15 protein-coding genes are annotated in these 16461 nt (G+C 45.7%); 11 read left to right on the top strand and 4 right to left on the bottom strand.

The genetic code is table 11. From position 1 onward, the window contains the following. The first annotated feature begins 12 nt into the window (after positions 1 to 12). The 4 genes from IGI89_RS08985 to IGI89_RS09000 all read left to right on the top strand — a co-directional run bounded on the left by IGI89_RS08985 (position 13) and on the right by IGI89_RS09000 (position 3401). A complete protein-coding gene (locus IGI89_RS08985; RefSeq protein WP_086297847.1) occupies positions 13 to 864 on the top strand; it encodes a transporter substrate-binding domain-containing protein in 852 nt (283 codons plus the stop codon). Next, positions 864 to 1544, top strand: a complete 681-nt coding sequence (locus IGI89_RS08990; protein WP_005234278.1) for an amino acid ABC transporter permease — start codon at positions 864 to 866, stop codon at positions 1542 to 1544. The genes IGI89_RS08985 and IGI89_RS08990 overlap by 1 nt, the downstream gene beginning before the upstream one ends. Before the next feature lie 277 nt (positions 1545 to 1821). Beyond that, on the top strand, positions 1822 to 2460 hold the full coding sequence (locus IGI89_RS08995; protein WP_086297843.1) for a GyrI-like domain-containing protein: 639 nt from the start codon (positions 1822 to 1824) through the stop codon (positions 2458 to 2460). Continuing rightward, positions 2457 to 3401: an ROK family protein gene (locus IGI89_RS09000; RefSeq protein ID WP_438735559.1), complete on the top strand. Its 945-nt coding sequence runs from the start codon at positions 2457 to 2459 to the stop codon at positions 3399 to 3401. The genes IGI89_RS08995 and IGI89_RS09000 overlap by 4 nt, the downstream gene beginning before the upstream one ends. A 42-nt stretch (positions 3402 to 3443) precedes the next feature. Here IGI89_RS09000 and IGI89_RS09005 read toward each other — a convergent pair whose 3' ends face one another. Both IGI89_RS09005 and IGI89_RS09010 read right to left on the bottom strand, forming a co-directional pair. Next, a complete protein-coding gene (locus IGI89_RS09005) occupies positions 3444 to 4643 on the bottom strand; it encodes an AI-2E family transporter (protein WP_438735560.1) in 1200 nt (399 codons plus the stop codon). A gap of 201 nt (positions 4644 to 4844) precedes the next feature. Then, a complete protein-coding gene (locus IGI89_RS09010; RefSeq protein WP_005234285.1) occupies positions 4845 to 5213 on the bottom strand; it encodes a PaaI family thioesterase in 369 nt (122 codons plus the stop codon). 188 nt (positions 5214 to 5401) lie between these two features. On the opposite strand from IGI89_RS09010, the gene menB reads away from it, so the two are divergent. From menB to menC, 6 genes are read left to right on the top strand one after another with little or no spacing between them, the layout of a single operon-like run. Beyond that, positions 5402 to 6217, top strand: coding sequence for a 1,4-dihydroxy-2-naphthoyl-CoA synthase (menB, locus tag IGI89_RS09015; RefSeq protein ID WP_005228595.1), 816 nt, complete (start codon positions 5402 to 5404; stop codon positions 6215 to 6217). Next, on the top strand, positions 6217 to 7716 hold the full coding sequence (gene menE, locus IGI89_RS09020; protein ID WP_086297834.1) for an o-succinylbenzoate--CoA ligase: 1500 nt from the start codon (positions 6217 to 6219) through the stop codon (positions 7714 to 7716). The genes menB and menE overlap by 1 nt, the downstream gene beginning before the upstream one ends. Beyond that, a complete protein-coding gene (locus IGI89_RS09025) occupies positions 7694 to 9058 on the top strand; it encodes an isochorismate synthase (RefSeq protein ID WP_438735561.1) in 1365 nt (454 codons plus the stop codon). Before menE ends, IGI89_RS09025 begins: the two co-directional genes overlap by 23 nt. Then, complete coding sequence (gene menD / locus IGI89_RS09030) at positions 9051 to 10763, top strand: 2-succinyl-5-enolpyruvyl-6-hydroxy-3-cyclohexene-1-carboxylic-acid synthase (RefSeq protein ID WP_086297828.1); 1713 nt, start codon at positions 9051 to 9053, stop codon at positions 10761 to 10763. Before IGI89_RS09025 ends, menD begins: the two co-directional genes overlap by 8 nt. Beyond that, positions 10760 to 11599, top strand: coding sequence for a 2-succinyl-6-hydroxy-2,4-cyclohexadiene-1-carboxylate synthase (gene menH, locus IGI89_RS09035; RefSeq protein ID WP_086297825.1), 840 nt, complete (start codon positions 10760 to 10762; stop codon positions 11597 to 11599). The genes menD and menH overlap by 4 nt, the downstream gene beginning before the upstream one ends. A 15-nt stretch (positions 11600 to 11614) precedes the next feature. Further along, the gene (gene menC, locus IGI89_RS09040) at positions 11615 to 12742 is read left to right on the top strand and encodes an o-succinylbenzoate synthase (RefSeq protein ID WP_429960548.1); all 1128 of its coding nucleotides are present in this window, start codon (positions 11615 to 11617) and stop codon (positions 12740 to 12742) included. A gap of 72 nt (positions 12743 to 12814) precedes the next feature. Here menC and IGI89_RS09045 read toward each other — a convergent pair whose 3' ends face one another. Then, positions 12815 to 14353, bottom strand: coding sequence for an AMP-binding protein (locus IGI89_RS09045; RefSeq protein WP_086297819.1), 1539 nt, complete (start codon positions 14351 to 14353; stop codon positions 12815 to 12817). Positions 14354 to 14547: 194 nt separating this feature from the next. Further along, complete coding sequence (locus tag IGI89_RS09050) at positions 14548 to 15171, bottom strand: DapH/DapD/GlmU-related protein (protein WP_008380829.1); 624 nt, start codon at positions 15169 to 15171, stop codon at positions 14548 to 14550. A gap of 94 nt (positions 15172 to 15265) precedes the next feature. Between IGI89_RS09050 and IGI89_RS09055 the strand changes: the two genes are divergently transcribed. Beyond that, complete coding sequence (locus tag IGI89_RS09055) at positions 15266 to 16459, top strand: NAD(P)-dependent oxidoreductase (RefSeq protein WP_086297816.1); 1194 nt, start codon at positions 15266 to 15268, stop codon at positions 16457 to 16459. Positions 16460 to 16461: the final 2 nt, after the last annotated feature.

Here is a 16461-nt window from a genome sequence, read left to right on the forward strand (position 1 = left end):
GAGGAGGATATTATGAAACAAGTTAGAAAAGGGAAAATCGTTGCAATGGTTGGCTTTTTAGGTTTATTTACGGGGGTCCTGTTAAGTGCCTGCAGCAAACCAACGGAAGAAGACTCAAGTCTAAGCAAGGTGGAAGAAGCCAAAACATTGGTTGTTGCTACTTCGGGAACCTTGTATCCATCGTCTTACTATAACGATAAAAATGAATTAGTGGGCTATGATGTCGATGTGGCAAAAGAAGTCGCCAAACGATTAGGCGTAGAGATCACATTTAAAGAGTACAATGTCGATGGACAAGTTTCTTCTTTAACACGTGGAGAAGCCGATTTTGCTGCCAACGATTTTGGTTTGACGGATGAACGGGCGGAAAAATTCAGTCTCTCAACGCCTATCAAATACTCGTTCGATAGTATGATCGTGCGTAAAAGTGATGACTCAGGGATTGCTTCTTTAGAAGATTTGGATGGCAAAAAAGCTGCTGGTGAACCGAATACCAGCTACATGCGCTTAGCCGAATCTTATGGGGCAGAATTAGTGACTTACGACAACGCAACGAATGATCAGTATTTGACAGATGTTGCGAATGGTCGAACGGATGTGATCTTGAATGATTACTATTTGCAAAAAATGGCGGTTGCTGCTTTGCCAGATATCCCTGTAAAAATTTTAGAAGATGTCTACTTTAATCCGAATGAAACGGGCTTCTTATTTGTGAAGGATCATAAAGCATTGCAGGAAAAAGTGGATGCTGTTTTAGCAGAAATGAAAGAAGACGGCCGTTTAAAAGAACTTGCAGAAACGTATTTTCAAACCGATATTTCAGTAAAATCTGATCAAGCGATCCAAACGGTTGAAACAGACTAATGTATATTCCAACCCTTGATTTGCCGTTGATGTGGGACTCATTGCCCTATTTGCTGTCGGGCTTGTCCTATACGGTCGGCATTGCTGTCGTTTCTTTTCTAGGTGGCAACCTCTTAGGGATCATGCTCACCTTCTTAGGGATGCTGGAAAACCCCATCATTAGAGGGTTCGTGCGGGGCTATCTCTCATTTCTAAGAGGCGTCCCAGCGTTGGTCTTGTTGTTCCTACTGTATTTTGGCTTGCCCTATCAATTGTCGGCGCTTAGTGCTGCGATCATCTGTTTTACATTGACCAGCAGCGCATTTATCGGGGAAATCTACCGAGGATCAATTGCTGGAGTGGATCGTGGGCAATTTGATGCTGCCTATGCGTTAGGGTTATCATTTACGAAAACGATGCGTCTGATTATTTTGCCGCAAGCTTTTCGTATATCTGTACCGGCATTGAGTAATGTGGCAATGGATTTGTTGAAAGGAACCTCCTTGGCAGCAATGATCACGATTCCTGATATTTTTCAAAAAGCCAAGATCGTTGGCGGACGAACTTTTGATTACATGTCCATGTACGTGCTAGTTGCCATCATCTATTGGCTGTTGTGCATTTTGATTGAAGCCGGGCAAAAGCGATTAGAACAACATTTTTCAAAACGCTTTGCTGCTAATGAGGCTGTAAGACAATAAAAAAAGAGCTGAGGCTCGATCACTGCAGAAATCACTCTCTTCTTGAATTGATTTCTGCAGTTTTTGTATTTGAAAAGATAGAAGAAAGGAGATTGCCATAGTAAAACAATGAGCGAAGGCAAGGAAGATAGAGAAATTTCTGTAATGTCAAACTAGTTTCAGTATGAAAATGGTGCTGACCAAGTTATTTTCCTTCACTTAAACAGTCTATATTTCATTCGTTCGGCTCAAGTGATTCATGGTAAAATAAAGAAAAGCAAATCGAGGAGGGTCTTTTATGAAGTATGAATGGCGCAAACTAGAAAAAGAGCTTTATCTTCCCAAAAAACCAACAGTGATCGAGGTGCCAACGTATCAATTTATTAGTTTGAGCAGCAGCGGCAATCCGAATCGTCCTGAATTTAGCGAAGAGATCGCCGCTTTATATACGATTTCTTATTCACTCAGGATGGGATTGAAAAAAGGGGCTTTTGGCAATGAACCCTTTGAATACACGGTCTTTCCTTTGGAAGGCGTGTGGACCTCTCTGACAAAGCCAGAGGGTGCCATCAACAAAGAAGAATTGATCTACAAAATCATGATTCGCCAACCAGAACCAGTCACGGAAACACTGTTTCAAGAACAGCTCTTGGCCGTCAAAGAGAAGAAAGACAATCCAAATCTAGAAAAGCTCATCTTTGAGCGCTATGAAGAAGGATTGTGTCTGCAAGCGATGCATACAGGTTCTTTTGACACTGAAGCGGAAACATTTGCGAAAATGAAAGAGCTGTTAAAACAAGAGCAGTTAGTGATCCGTCCAACGATGGACACGTTCCAGCATCGAGAAATCTATTTGTCTGATCCGCGAAAAGTTTCACCAGATAAAGCCAAAACCGTCCTGCGATGGGCAGTAGAAGCAGAGGGTGGGATTCAGTGAATAAAAACTATTTAAGCATCGACATCGGCGGCACGAAAATCAAATCGGCTGTCATTGATCGCTCGGGGAATATTCTGGCACGAGGCCGGATGGATACGCCGAAAAATCTTACGGAATTTCTGACAGGGATTGAAACGATCATTGAAGACGTTCATGGGAGCATTCGGGGCATTGCTGTTAGTACTCCAGGAAAAGTCAACCCAGAGACAGGGACAATCTCGTTTGGCGGGGCATTGCCTTTTTTAGATGGGGTCTCCTTAAAACAGCTGCTGGCAAAGTATCAAATGCCGCTTGCTGTGACCAACGATGGCAAAGCAGCCGCATTAGCTGAATGGTGGCTAGGAAACCTTAAAGGGATTCAAAACGGAGCTGCCATAACATTAGGTACTGGTTTGGGCGGTGGCGTAATCGTTGAGGGAAAACTGATCCAAGGTGCACATTTTCAAGCCGGGGAATTAAGTTTTCTACTAAATGCCACTAAGAGAAGTGACACTCAAGAAAACGCTGAGCAACCAGTCAATCAGGGATTGACCCTGCAGCAATTGGCAGGTTTTAGCGGTTCATCGGTCGCCATGATTCGTCGCAGCGCCCAACTGCTAGGCTTAGCTGATCTTGCGGATGGTGAAGCAGTTTTTGACGCCATCAATCAGAAACAACCACAGGTCTGGGCGCTGTTTACAGCGTATTGCCGAGAAATCGCGTGTGTCATGCTCAATGTTCAAGCCGTGATCGACTTAGAGCGCTTCGTGATTGGCGGGGGCATCAGTGCCCAAGCGATCGTGGTGGAAGAAATCGACCGTCAGTATCAGCAACTGCTAGCTAGTTTACAGATTTTGCAGCAGACTTTGACGAAGCCGGAAATCCAAGCCTGCAAATTTCAAAATGACGCCAATTTATTAGGGGCGCTCTATCATTTCTTTTTGGAACATGAGATGAAATAAAATAGAAAAAAACTGCCGCGAACCAACGATCGCGGCAGTTTTTTAGGCTTTTTTCTTGGTGTCTTTGTCTTCGTCACCTAGGTAATCTTTGCTAGTGAAGGCACTGTGGAAGTATTTGCCCTCTTGACCGTAATAGCGGTTATAGCGCTGCTTGAATTTGCGGAACACGTAAACGACAAGAACTTTTAGCAGACAATAAATTGGGATCCCGAAAATCACCCCAACGATCCCCATCAAATCACCCATCACTAATAAAACAACCAGAATCGTAATAGGATGAATTTTCAATCGGTCACCCATCACACGGGGCACGACTAAATCCCCATGAAGCAACTGTACAGCAAACCAAGCAATCAAAAATTTAATCAACATCCCGGTGGAGTCTTGTGCGGCAATGAAAAGTCCCGGAAAAAAGACGATAAAAGGACCAATATAGGGGATGATGCAAAGCAGACCAGCGGCGATCGCCAGAATACTGGCATACTCTAAGCCAATCAATAGGAAAACGACCCAATAGATCGCCCCTAAAATCAAGGAAGAAATGATTTGTCCTTTCAAAAAGGCACCGACTTGTATGTCAGAGATCTTGACGATTTCATTAAAGTCTTTGCGAAAACGTGGTGGCACTAACGAGAGAACTGAAAAATAAAACTTGTTGGGGTTGCGCAATAAGAAAAAGGCAATGATCGGTCCCGTAAACAAAGCGATGAACAAGGTCGAAATCGTTGAAAACAAGCTGCTGAGCCCAGCAGCACCAGTTTCCCAATAGTCCCCAATAAAACTCATGATGTTGTTGGTGATATTTTGCAATGTGTCTGTAATTTGTGCCATCTCATCTTGAAACGGGGTATTTTCTAAAAAGGCGGTCGCGTTTTTCTCAAAGTCACTGACCAAACTTGGTAAGCTGTTGATCAGATCGGTGGTTTGCTGCTCCAAAATCGGGTAAAGCTGGAAACCAGCAAAGACGATCAACAAAAGAATCAAAAGATAGATCCCAGCAATCGAAACACTGCGGGGAATTTTTTTCGATTTCAATTTATCGACCACCGGGTTAAACAGATAGTAAAGGATCAGCCCAAATAAAAAGGGTGGGATAATAGCTGTAAGTATGGCTGAAAAGGGTGTAAATAAAAAAGAAATCTGATTTAGCAAAAAGACAGCAACTGCCGACAAGATAATCAGTCCTAAGACATAATAGCTTGTTTTGCCGCCTAAAAAGTGGATCAATCGGTTATTTTTCATAATAAGCCTCGCTTTCTTAGCTACATTATAACGAAAGACCCCTATTCTGTAAAAAAACAACGTACCTTTTGAAAAAACTACGCTCATATTCTCAATATCTTTATAATGAAAGAATATCTTTGATAAGGGGTTAACTGATGGCATCTTTCTTCAAAGCAGGCCAAAAATGCTCCCGTGTTTACAACACAGGAGCGAAAAGAATTATTTGCGCACTGTCGTCAAGGTACAGCGACCAACGGCTGTTTTTAACCCGCTAGCTAACCAAATAGTGGCTTGCCAAGTTTGGATACGAGCGCCGATACGATCAGGACTAGCTTCTACGATCAGGGTTCCTTCTTGAGCGGCGGCTAGATGGTTGACTTGTAGGTCAACGCCGGCGGCGAAGGCTTCTTCTTGAGCCAAAGCTTGATTGGCGCCGATGCTGCAGGCAGTCTCGATCAAAACGCCGTTAATGCCACCGTGAACGAGACCAAAAGGCTGTTTGTGCTGTTCTTTGATTGGCATCCGTAAACGAACAAAATCGGCTGTTGCTGCTTCTACTTCGATTTCTAAAGCTTCTAGTAAGTTCATTTTTAGCTCCTTTTTCTAAGAAAGTTACCATGATTATAGCACGAGTTTTGTTAGAAATAGCCGAAGTTCTCAGAAAGTCGGCAACAGGGGGAGAAGTCTTAAGAAATTCCCTTAACCAAAGCAATTTCTAACGAAAAGCGACTAGATATGTGTATAATAGAGCTATGTGAATTGAGGAGGAACAAGTAATGAGAGAATGGAAAACCTTAAAAGAATATGATGAAATTTTATTTGAACAACATGGAAAAGTGGCGAAGATCACGATCAACCGCCCAGAAGTCCACAATGCGTTTACACCAAAAACGGTGTTTGAAATGATTGATGCGTTTTCAATCAGTCGCGATGAACCAGGCATCGGCGTGATTATTTTGACAGGCGCCGGCGACAAAGCCTTTTGTTCAGGCGGAGACCAAAAAGTCCGTGGTCACGGTGGCTATGTTGGGGAAGATCAGGTTCCTCGCTTAAACGTATTGGATCTGCAACGCTTGATCCGCACGTTGCCAAAACCGGTGATCGCCATGGTCAAAGGCTGGTCGATCGGCGGCGGAAATGTTTTACAATTGGTTTGTGATTTAACGATTGCCGCTGACAACGCTAAATTTGGTCAAACAGGACCAAATGTCGGTAGTTTTGATGGTGGCTATGGTTCGGGGTATCTTGCACGGACGATTGGACATAAAAAAGCCAAGGAAGTTTGGTTCATGACAAAACAATATACTGCCGAAGAAGCATTGGCAATGAACTGGATCAATACGGTCGTTCCTCTTGATCGAGTAGAAGATGAAACGATGGAATGGGCCGAAACGATGCTGCAAAAGAGCCCGTTGGCGTTACGCATGATCAAAGCATCAATGAATGCCGATACAGACGGATTAGCTGGCATTCAGCAATTGGCCGGCGATGCGACCTTATTGTATTACACGATGGATGAAGCCAAAGAAGGTCGTGACGCGTTTAAAGAAAAACGTCAACCAGACTTCGACCAATTCCCTAAATTCCCATAATGACTGGGAGTTGGCTGCAAAGGCAAGCACAACTTCATCCAGAACGACCAGCTTTTTATTGGCATGAAAAAAGCTGGTCGTTTGCTGCCTTGCAAAAAGAGGTTTATGCTTATGCTGCTTATTATCAAGCCCAATTCGTTGTTCTGCCAAACCGGGTAGCCCTTTTTAGCAATAACTCCCCTGAAATGGTCTTTACGATCCTTGCTTTGTGGGAGTTGGGGATCGAAGTCCAGCTGTTGAATACGCGATTGACAGCCGCTGAAATCACCTTCCAATTGCAAGATGCCCACTGCGACTGGGTGATCACGGCGGATCAGGCAGCGGTCCCGGGTGTTCGCAGCCTGACCTTTGGACAAGCGATGGAACAGGCGAAGGCTCTTGCCAGTTCTTTTGATCCTTCGTTTGTTCCTAATAAAGCAATCTATCAAGCAGAACAAGTAGCTTCGATTATGTATACATCCGGTACGACGGGCAATCCCAAGGGTGTGCCGCAAACCTTTAGGAATCATCTAGCAAGTGCCGAAGCGACTCAAAAGAACTTAACGATCACTAGTGAGGATTGTTGGCTTTGTGCAGTTCCGCTGTATCATATCAGTGGATTATCAATTCTCTTGCGTTCCTTGCGACTTGGAATGAGTGTTCGTTTGTATGAGCGCTTTGATGCTGGAGAAATGGCGAAAGATCTTGAGGCAGGAAAAGGGACGATCGTTTCTTTGGTGGCGAAAATGTTGACAGATTTGCTGCCATTGGTGCCCCAACAAGGCTTTGATTCGTTGCGTTATGTACTGCTAGGCGGCGGGCCCATTGCCAAAAGTATATTGGAAAAATGCCAGCAAAAACAGCTTTCTGTGATCCAATCCTATGGGATGACAGAAACCTGTTCACAAGTGGTGGCATTGCCGCCAGAAAAAGCTTCAGAAAAAATCGGCTCCTCAGGGGTTCCCCTGCAAGGTGTCCATCTACGAATTGCGGTTGATGCGAAAATGGCAGATCATCGGACTGCTGAAAGTACCCAGTCGATCGGAGAGATCCAACTGCAAGGACCGGCGATCACGACCCGTTACTTAAACGATCGCAGTCCACAGCAGTGGGACCAAGAGGGCTGGTTTGCCACAGGAGATCTAGGGTATCTTGATCAAGAGGGCTTTTTGTATGTAGTCAGTCGTGCAAGCGAACTGATCATATCTGGTGGAGAAAACATCTATCCTGCAGAAGTGGAGCAAGCCTTGTTGCAGCATCCAGCGGTCAAAGAGGCAGCTGTGGTGGGGGAACCAGACGAGGAGTGGGGACAATCTGTCGCGGCTTATTTAACGTTAAATGAGTCCGTCCGACTCCAAGCCTTGTTGGATACATTAGAAGGGCAGATCGCCCATTATAAATTTCCGCGCCGTTTTTATCACGTGCGAGAAATGCCGCGCACAGCAAGCGGCAAACTTTTAAAACGGCTATTGCTGAGTGAAGAAAGAGTGAACTACATTGAACAGCAAATCATCAAGTAATTATGAAGCAGCGATCGCTGCCGGGAAAACCTATTTGAGTGAGTATCAGCCTTTAAAAAGGTGTGACTTACTGGCTCTTTATGCAGCGGCACAAGAATATCAAGGGGAACGCTATTTCTGGCGTACCCCTGATGAAACGACTAGTCTGGTAGGGTTGGGTTGGTTAGCCACTTTTTCGCAACCCAAACTTGCAGACTTTTCAGAAGTCCGCTCTCTCTTAAAGCAAGCCCATTATCAACCAGAGGCACCTTTGCAGGCGCAGTTGGTTGGTGGTTTTGCTTTTGATGAACAGGCAGAAGTCAGTCAGGATTGGGCTGAGCTAGGTGCCGGTCTCTTTGCGTTGCCAGAAATACTGGTCCGCAAAACTGATGATCAGTGTGGCGTCGTTTATACAGTAGCCGCTTCTTCCGAGGAACAACGACAACAAAAAGTCGCTGCCTTACAGGAAAAAGTCGCAAGCTGGTTGAATGCCAACCCGGACAAGAGTCTTGTAGCAGAAACGCCTGCTTTTCAGGCACAAGAGGAACTAGAGGTGCCCCAATGGCTGCAAGCGGTCGAAGAGACAGTGGCAGCCATTCGCTCGACTGAAACACCGTTGAAAAAAGTGGTTCTGGCCAGGAGAATGAAGATAGAAACGAAGCAGTCGATCATTAGTGCTGGGGTGTTGCAACGGTTGGCGCAACAGCAGCCGAATACCTATCTTTTTGCCATCGAACATGGGGGCCATGTTTTTGCTGGTGCGACGCCAGAACGCTTGCTAAAAGCAACTGTCGATCAGTTTGAAACGGTAAGTATCGCAGGTTCCGCGCCAAGAGGCAAAACCAAAGAAGAAGATGAGGCACTGGCACAATCCCTCTTAGCGGACGCAAAAAATACCCATGAACATCAAGTAGTTGTCGATCGCTTGGAAACGGCATTGGCTACTTTGTTAGCTGACGGTTTTCAATCAGAAGCCCGCTCCGTCATCAAAAATCGTGACATTCAGCATTTGTTTGTTCCTTTAGCAGGGCAAAGAAAAGCAGGAGTCAACTTTCTGAGCGCCGTGCAAAAACTACACCCGACCCCAGCATTGGGGGGAGAACCGAAAGAAGCAGCCGTCTCTTGGATTCGTACCCATGAACCAGCCAGCAGAGGGATGTACGGTGGACCGATCGGTTGGTTGGGAATTCAAGAAGATATTGGCGAGTTTGCAGTGGCCATCCGCTCAGGATTCTTTAGCGGCAATCAAGCAACGCTGTATGCAGGCTGTGGGATCGTTGCCGATTCAGATGCGGAATCCGAACGTCAAGAAACACGGTTAAAATTTCAACCGATGAGGAGAGGGATCTTAGGAGATGAATAACCAGACAGTCATGACAGACTATTTATTAGCGGCAATCCAAGGACTAAAAGCAGCGGGTGCGAAGCGAGCGGTTATTAGTCCCGGTTCACGCTCAACGCCATTGGCGCTACTATTGCATCGTGATCCTGAGATCACCTGTATGGTGGCTGTCGATGAACGTTCGGCTGCTTTTTTTGCTTTAGGGATGTCCAAAGTTGATCTCCAACCGACGATCTTACTGTGTACCTCTGGAACTGCAGCAGCCAATTATTATCCAGCAATTTGTGAAGCAGAGGCCACCAACTTGCCATTGATCGTCTTAACGGCTGATCGCCCGCCAGAACTGCGGGGCGTTGGGGCGCCACAAGCAATGGACCAACAGAATTTGTATGCCTCTCACGTCAAAAAGATGGTAGAGATGACGGTGCCAGAAAACGATCCTGCTTTGTTGCGTTATAGTTTTTGGCAAGCTACAACTTGCACGATCGAAGCGCAAAAACAGCCGAAAGGCCCGGTCCAAATCAACTTTCCATTACGGGAGCCGCTGTTGCCTGACTTTAGTCGCCAATGCAGTATTCAGCAAGACGTGAGCTATCTGGCACCACAACAAGAGCTGTCAGCAGAGATGATCACCCAGCTAGCCCCTTACTTTGATAAAAAAGGTATTCTGATTGCTGGAGAAAGCCTTACGATCGAAGAAGCGCAGCAGTTGCTGGCTTTTTCAGAGAAATTAGGCTGGCCGATTGTCGGCGATCCATTGACCAATCTGGCGACAGCCGGTACCAAAGTAGGAACATTTATCAGTCAAGCCGATCTTGTTTTCCCGCAATTGACTTCTGCCTTCCAACCAGAAGTGGTCGTGCGTTTTGGTCGCTTACCAGTCACTAAAAATGTCCTATTATGGTTGAACAAAGCAGCGGATACGACGACGTGGCTCTTTGTTGATCCATCGGGGCAGTGGCAAGATCAGCTGCATCGGGCAAACTATTTGATCGAAGCAGCGATCAGCACTTTCGTGGTGGCCATCACCCAGTTGCCGATCGTCAAACATACGGCGTGGCAACAACAATGGCAAGCACTTCAAGCGCGGGCAGATCAGGTGATTGCTGCAAGTCCGCAGTTGAAACAATGGGATGAGAGCAGCGCTGTGCGCATGCTCCAACAATGTCTACCTGAAGAAGCGCAAATTCTTTTGGCAAACAGCAATGCGATCCGTTTCTTTGATCGCTACGGCAGCAAAACTTCCTCCACTTATCGAGTGTATGGAAATCGGGGCGTCAATGGGATCGACGGCCTTGTCTCGACCGTAGCTGGGATTGCTTCAGCCAGTCAAAGGCCTACCTACTTGTTGATTGGTGATTTAGCGTTATACCATGATATGAACGGCCTACAACTACTGCGTCAGTATCAATTGCCAGTAACGATCATTTTACTGAATAATAACGGTGGTGGGATCTTTTCCTTTTTGTCACAAAACACCTTAGAACCAAACGACTTTGTCCCGCTCTTTGGCACGCCGTTAGACCTTGATTTTCAAAAAGTGGCGGCCTTATATGAGGCAGATTGGCACACACCGACCTCTTTGCTAGAGTTTCAAACGATTTTAACGGAAACAAGCCAACGGCCGTGCTTTCAAATAATCGAAGTGAAAGGTGAGCAAAAAGATCCGGTCAATACTTGGCAAGCACTGCAACAGCAGTTTAGCGAGGCGGGAGCGCAGCCATGAAGGACACGATAAATGGCGTCAGTTATTTTTATCAGTGGCTGCAGCCGTATCGACCAGCCTTACCAACCCTTGTGGCATTGCATGGCTTCACGGGTTCTTCGGAAAGTTTTCGACCGGTTTTTGCAGAGGAAGGTTCTTATAATGTATTGGCAGTCGACTTGATTGGACATGGACGGTCATCGATTTATGTCCATCCCATGCGTTATGAACTTCCTTTACTGGTAGAGGATCTTGCACAGCTTTTAGCGAAGCTAGGGATTGAACGTTATGGCCTTTATGGCTACTCGATGGGGGGACGAATCGCACTTGTCTGGGCAGTCAAGGAACCAGCTGCAGTGACCCATCTTTTGCTTGAGAGTGGTTCCCCCGGGTTGGCTGATCCAGCAGAACGACTCGCTCGTCAGCGGCACGATCGCCGCTTAGGATTGCGCTTACTAAGGGAGCCTTTGGTCGATTTTGTCGATTACTGGCAAGAACTGCCGTTGTTTGCTAGTCAAAAGGAGCTGCCCTTAGAGCAGCAGGCTGCTGTACGGCAAGGACGCTTGCAGCAAAATAAATTTGGCTTGGCAGTAAGCTTGGTTTACGGTGGTACTGGCAAACAGCCAAGCTGTTGGTCGGCACTTCCGCAGCTAGCTTGTGAAATTCTTTATTTAGCGGGGGAAAAAGATTTAAAGTTTCGGAAAATCGCCCACCAAATGAAGCAGCTGCAACCAGAGATGACCATCAAAGTCGTTGCTAATGCTGGACATTGTATCCATTTAGAACAGCCGACACAGGTTCGTCATGAAATCGATCAATGGTTTGTAAAAGGATCGAGGCCACAGTCAGCTGATTGACAAGGAGAGAACGCAATGAAGATTGAGAAAATTGAACGCATCGCCTGTCGCTTGCCCCTCAAACAATCCTTTGTGACAAGTTACGGACAATTAACAGAAAAAGCCTTTGATCTTTATTTGGTGACGGCAGAGGATGGAATGGTTGGCATCGGTGAATTGGTCGCTTTTGAGCAGCCAGATTACATTGAAGAAACCCTCTTTTCTGCTCGAAAAGTGATTGAAACAGCACTGATCCCATTATTGATTGACCAGGAGATCGAGCATCCGCAAGAAGTTTGGCAGCTGTTTCAAACGGTCCAAGGAAATTACATGGCAAAATCGGCTTTGGAAACAGCAATTTGGGATCTATATGGCAAGCAAACGCATCAAAGTGTGAAAGAGCTGTATACCGCAACCCGACCGAGTGTCGCTGTTGGCGTTAGTATCGGCATACAAGACTCTGTCGAAAAACTAATGGCTCTTGTTGCCGCTTATGTCGCCCAAGGGTATCAACGAATCAAATTAAAAATCAAGCCGGGGCAAGATGTGGCACCTTTGCGAGCGATTCGACAAGCCTTTCCAGAATTGCTTTTGATGGCAGATGCAAACGGAGCCTATCAGAGTGAGCCAGAACGCATTTTGGCACTGGATGACTTAGGCTTGGTGATGATCGAGCAACCCCTTAAGGTACGAGATCTGTTGGGGCACAGTCAGCTGCAGCGGCAGATGAAGACGCCTCTATGTTTAGATGAAGATATTCGAACGGCAGAAGACGTCGATACAGTCGCAGCACTGGACAGCTGCCGTGCGATCAACCTGAAAATCCCCCGTGTCGGTGGGATCACCGAAGCTTTGCGAATCCTTGATCGATGTCAAACCCATGGACTGCTTGTTTGGTTAGGCGGCATGTTTGAGTCTGGTGTAGGACGAGCCATGAATTTGCAATTTGCGAGTCAAGATATTTTCCATTTTCCCGGGGACCTTTCCGCTTCTGACCGTTACTTTTATGATGATGTCATTACACAGCCTGCAACTTTGCATAAAGGAAAGCTGCTGGTACCTGATGGAGAGGGCTTTGGTATCACGTTAGCTGAAACAAAGCTAAGTCAATATGGGCAACCTAAAGAACGTATCTACTCAAGAAAAGGGTCAGCGAAAGAATAACATCAGCCAAAGAAAAACAGCGAAAGCAAAAGAAACGGCCAGCAGGGAAATCTGCTGGCCGTTTCTTTTGTTTTATTCTGCGTTTTTGAATTCTTTTTCAATTTGTAGTCGTTGGACTTTCATGGTTGCTGTTCGTGGGATATCTTCGTAGTCGCGTAAAATTGGCTGATTGAGGTGAGGGAGATCTTCCACCATTTTCCACCAAGCATCCCAATCCATTTCACGATTTGGCGCTAAAGCAATGATAGGTTGTGGTGAGTTCTCTTTGTCGCGAACGATCACAACTTCGGCAAGGAAGTCTAAATGATCCAGCAAAAGGTCTTCCAAAGCAAGATTGCTTTCAATATTTTTGATCAAGTCCACTTGACGGTCTTTTAAGTAAAGATGTCCCTGATCATCCATCATGCCGTAGTCTCCACTGTCCCACCAAGCGCCATAGACATTGTCAGCAAAACGCTGATCTTCTTTATAATAGGTCAACGCGCGTCCTTTTGAAAGGAAATGGATGTGCCCATCGGTATTGGCTGGCAGCTCGTTGCCCTCTGCATCGGCGATCCGTGCTCTCGTTAAGTCCTCGAGACCCACACCCATATCACGGGCATCGTTGGTAGCGATGCTTTCTAAGGTATGTGCTTTTAGGATCATTGGCCCGCATTCACTTTGACCATAGACTTGCAAAAAGATTGCTTCTTTTGTTGCTGAAGTATTTAAAAAAGTGGCCATTGTTTGGTTGTTGATGGCATCAAAGGTTGAATGGTAATAGCGAATATTGGCGAAAGCATCTGGTTGTTCTTTTGCCACAAAGCTCCATTGGACAAAATTGTTTGGATGAGTTTCCAAAGCGATTGGTGGATATTCTTTTAGCATGCTTACGACATGAGCGCCGTTGGCATTGGCTAATGGCATCATCGGAAAGCCCATCGCCATCAAGGATGAGATGCCAATATTGAAGCGGGAGTGCACCGGTGAAATATGGAACGCCACTAAATCAGAGTCTGCCTTGGTGCGATCAATCTTGGTGAAGATCGTTTTTTGCCATTTTGTCCGCCAGCCCATGGAGTTTGCCGAATGACAAATCAATTTTGGAATACCCGTTGTTCCAGAAGTGTGGGTCATATAGGAAATTTGATCCGCCGGTAACTCAGTTTGTGCCACGGGTTCCGCTGGTTGTTGCAGCAGATGACGAACAGCAATCTGTTTGTCAGTACTGCTATTTTTCACTTGTGCGACGCGGCCTTCGGTTTCTTCATCAAATAAGATGAATGGATCTTCTAAGCGATCCACAAACACTTCGATGGTTTCAGCAGGGAAATGATAAGAGATCATAGCAGGCACTGCGCCAAGGTAAGAAGCAGCCGTTGCTAATAAATAGGTATCGAATTTTGAAGATTTATAAAGAATGATTTTATCGCCGGCTTGCACGCCTAGTGCAGCAAGTTGGTAAGCACGTTTTAAAATCATTTCATGACTCGAACGGTAGGTACTACGATAGCCAAGTTCAGGAAATGCTGGTAGCACTTCATCGTGGATGATGGTTGTGTCAGGAAATGCCTCGGCAGCTTCGCGGTAATTGGTGTAAAGATTTAATGGACGATAGTCTAAAATGGTCAAATAGAACACTCCTTTAAAAGTTCGTGAAAAACTTCATTTGATTTCTCCATTTTAGCACAGGAATTTCTCGATACAATAGATTTTCAGTGTTTTTTATTTATTTCTAAAAAATCCTTCCCTCAAAGACTTTCGAAGAATGAATGACTGTGATGTGTTATCATTCATTCCTCATACTAAGCGGAAAAAGCGCATAATCAACGGGTGTATTTTACTATAAAATCTTCGATTGGGAGCCGGAAATCCAGATAGCGTGCTTCTAATTCTGCACGACTCCAATTCCACCAAGCGATTTCTTGTAAAGCAGTGATCGTTTCTGGATCAAAGCGGTATTTGATCACTTTTGCTGGAACCCCGCCGACGATCGCATAAGGCGGCACATCTTTGGTTACGACTGCGTTTGAGGCGATCACGGCACCATCACCGACGGTCAAACCAGATTGGATCACGGCACCGTGGCCGATCCAGACATCATTGCCAATGACGGTCGTTTTTGCTTTGCGTTTTTCTAAGAAGGACTCGTCCTTTGGCGCAAATCCATAGCCTTCGCCATTATAGGCAAAAAGATGCTGACTAGGGCGTTCATAGGGATGATTGGTGGGGCCGATGCGGACCATCGCTGCGATACTGATAAAACGTCCTAATTGACTGTTCTGAATAAAGCAATATTGCCCCGTATAGGTATAATTGCCGATGGAAGAATGATCAATGTGATTGGCTTCGCCAATTTCGACATAGTCTCCTAAAGTTGTGTCTTGAAGCTGCGAGTCTTTGCCAACGATCGGCTGTTCATCTGGAAAATTTGTGATCGATAGGTGCATAGTAATCATCCTCTCTTGCGTATTGCTATCATTTTACCGCACTTTTTTGTACTATTTGACTAATACGCACTAAAGACAAAAGGAGGTCTGCTTTATGGAGACGATTTATCAGTTAGATAAGATGACCGAAACGATAGGTAAGCGAGCAATCAAAAAAGGATACTCGTTAAAAAATCAAGCGGCCCCAGAGGCGCTGTTTGTACGCAGTTCAACGGTTCCTAACGAATTGATCACACCAGAATTAGCTGTGATCGCTCGCTCAGGAACAGGCACCAATACGATCGATTTGGCACGGTGTACTCAAAATGGCACAGTAGTCTTCAATAGTCCCGGTGTCAATGCCAATGCAGTCAAAGAATTGGTGCTCTCCAATTTGTTTCTCAGCGTTCGCCCCTTATTCAAAGCCATCCAGACGGTAGCCGATTTGCAAGAAGAGCTAACGTCAGGTCAAATTGAAGCAGAAGATGTGTTGAAGGTAGCTGAAGAACGGCGAAAAGAAGTGATCGGCGAAGAATTAGCTGGAAAAACCATCGGTATTTTAGGCTTAGGAGAGATCGGTGAACGGGTGGCAAAAGCCTGTCATCAGCTAGGGATGGAAGTCCTCGGCTATGCCCGTACGAAAAAAGCGGCCCACGATTACGAACAAGTCAGTGACTTGCACGTACTGTTGGCCGAATCAGATTTTGTAGTGGTTTTGCTCCCTTTAAGTCAGGAAACCAAAGGCATGCTGAATCGACAAACGATTCAGCAGATGAAAAAAAATGCAGTGTTGATGAATTTTGGGCGCGGGGAGATCGTGGAAGAAGCAGCCGTCTTAGAAGCACTAGCCAAAAATCAGCTCAAACAATACATCACCGACTTTCCTAGTGCCGGCTTGATCGGACAACAGAAAGTGTTGTGTTATCCGCATATCGGCGGCAGTACTACCAATGCCTTGGAAAAGGGGGATCACGTAGTTTTTGATCGCATGCATGCCTATTTGCGCGCTGGGACGATTCAAGAATCGGTCAATTTTCCTCATGCAGAGTTGCCTTTTTTGGCACCGTATCGCTTGGCGCTGTTTTATCACGACAAGCCTGGTGCTTTTGCCCCGCTATTGCGGATCATTTCTGAAGCAGGCGTAGATATCGATAATTTGGCGAGTGAGAGAAAAGCCGGAGTCGCCTATACCTTGATTGATCTTGATGAGACAAATGAAATACTGCTGCAAGATCTACAGAAGCAGATACAGCAAGAAACAGCGGTCATCCGTGCCCGCTTGATCAAAAATTCGCGAACCAGTGAATAGTT

Source organism: Enterococcus sp. AZ141, assembly GCF_051714385.1.
GTDB classification, from domain to species: Bacteria; Bacillota; Bacilli; order Lactobacillales; family Enterococcaceae; genus Enterococcus_D; species Enterococcus_D entomosocium.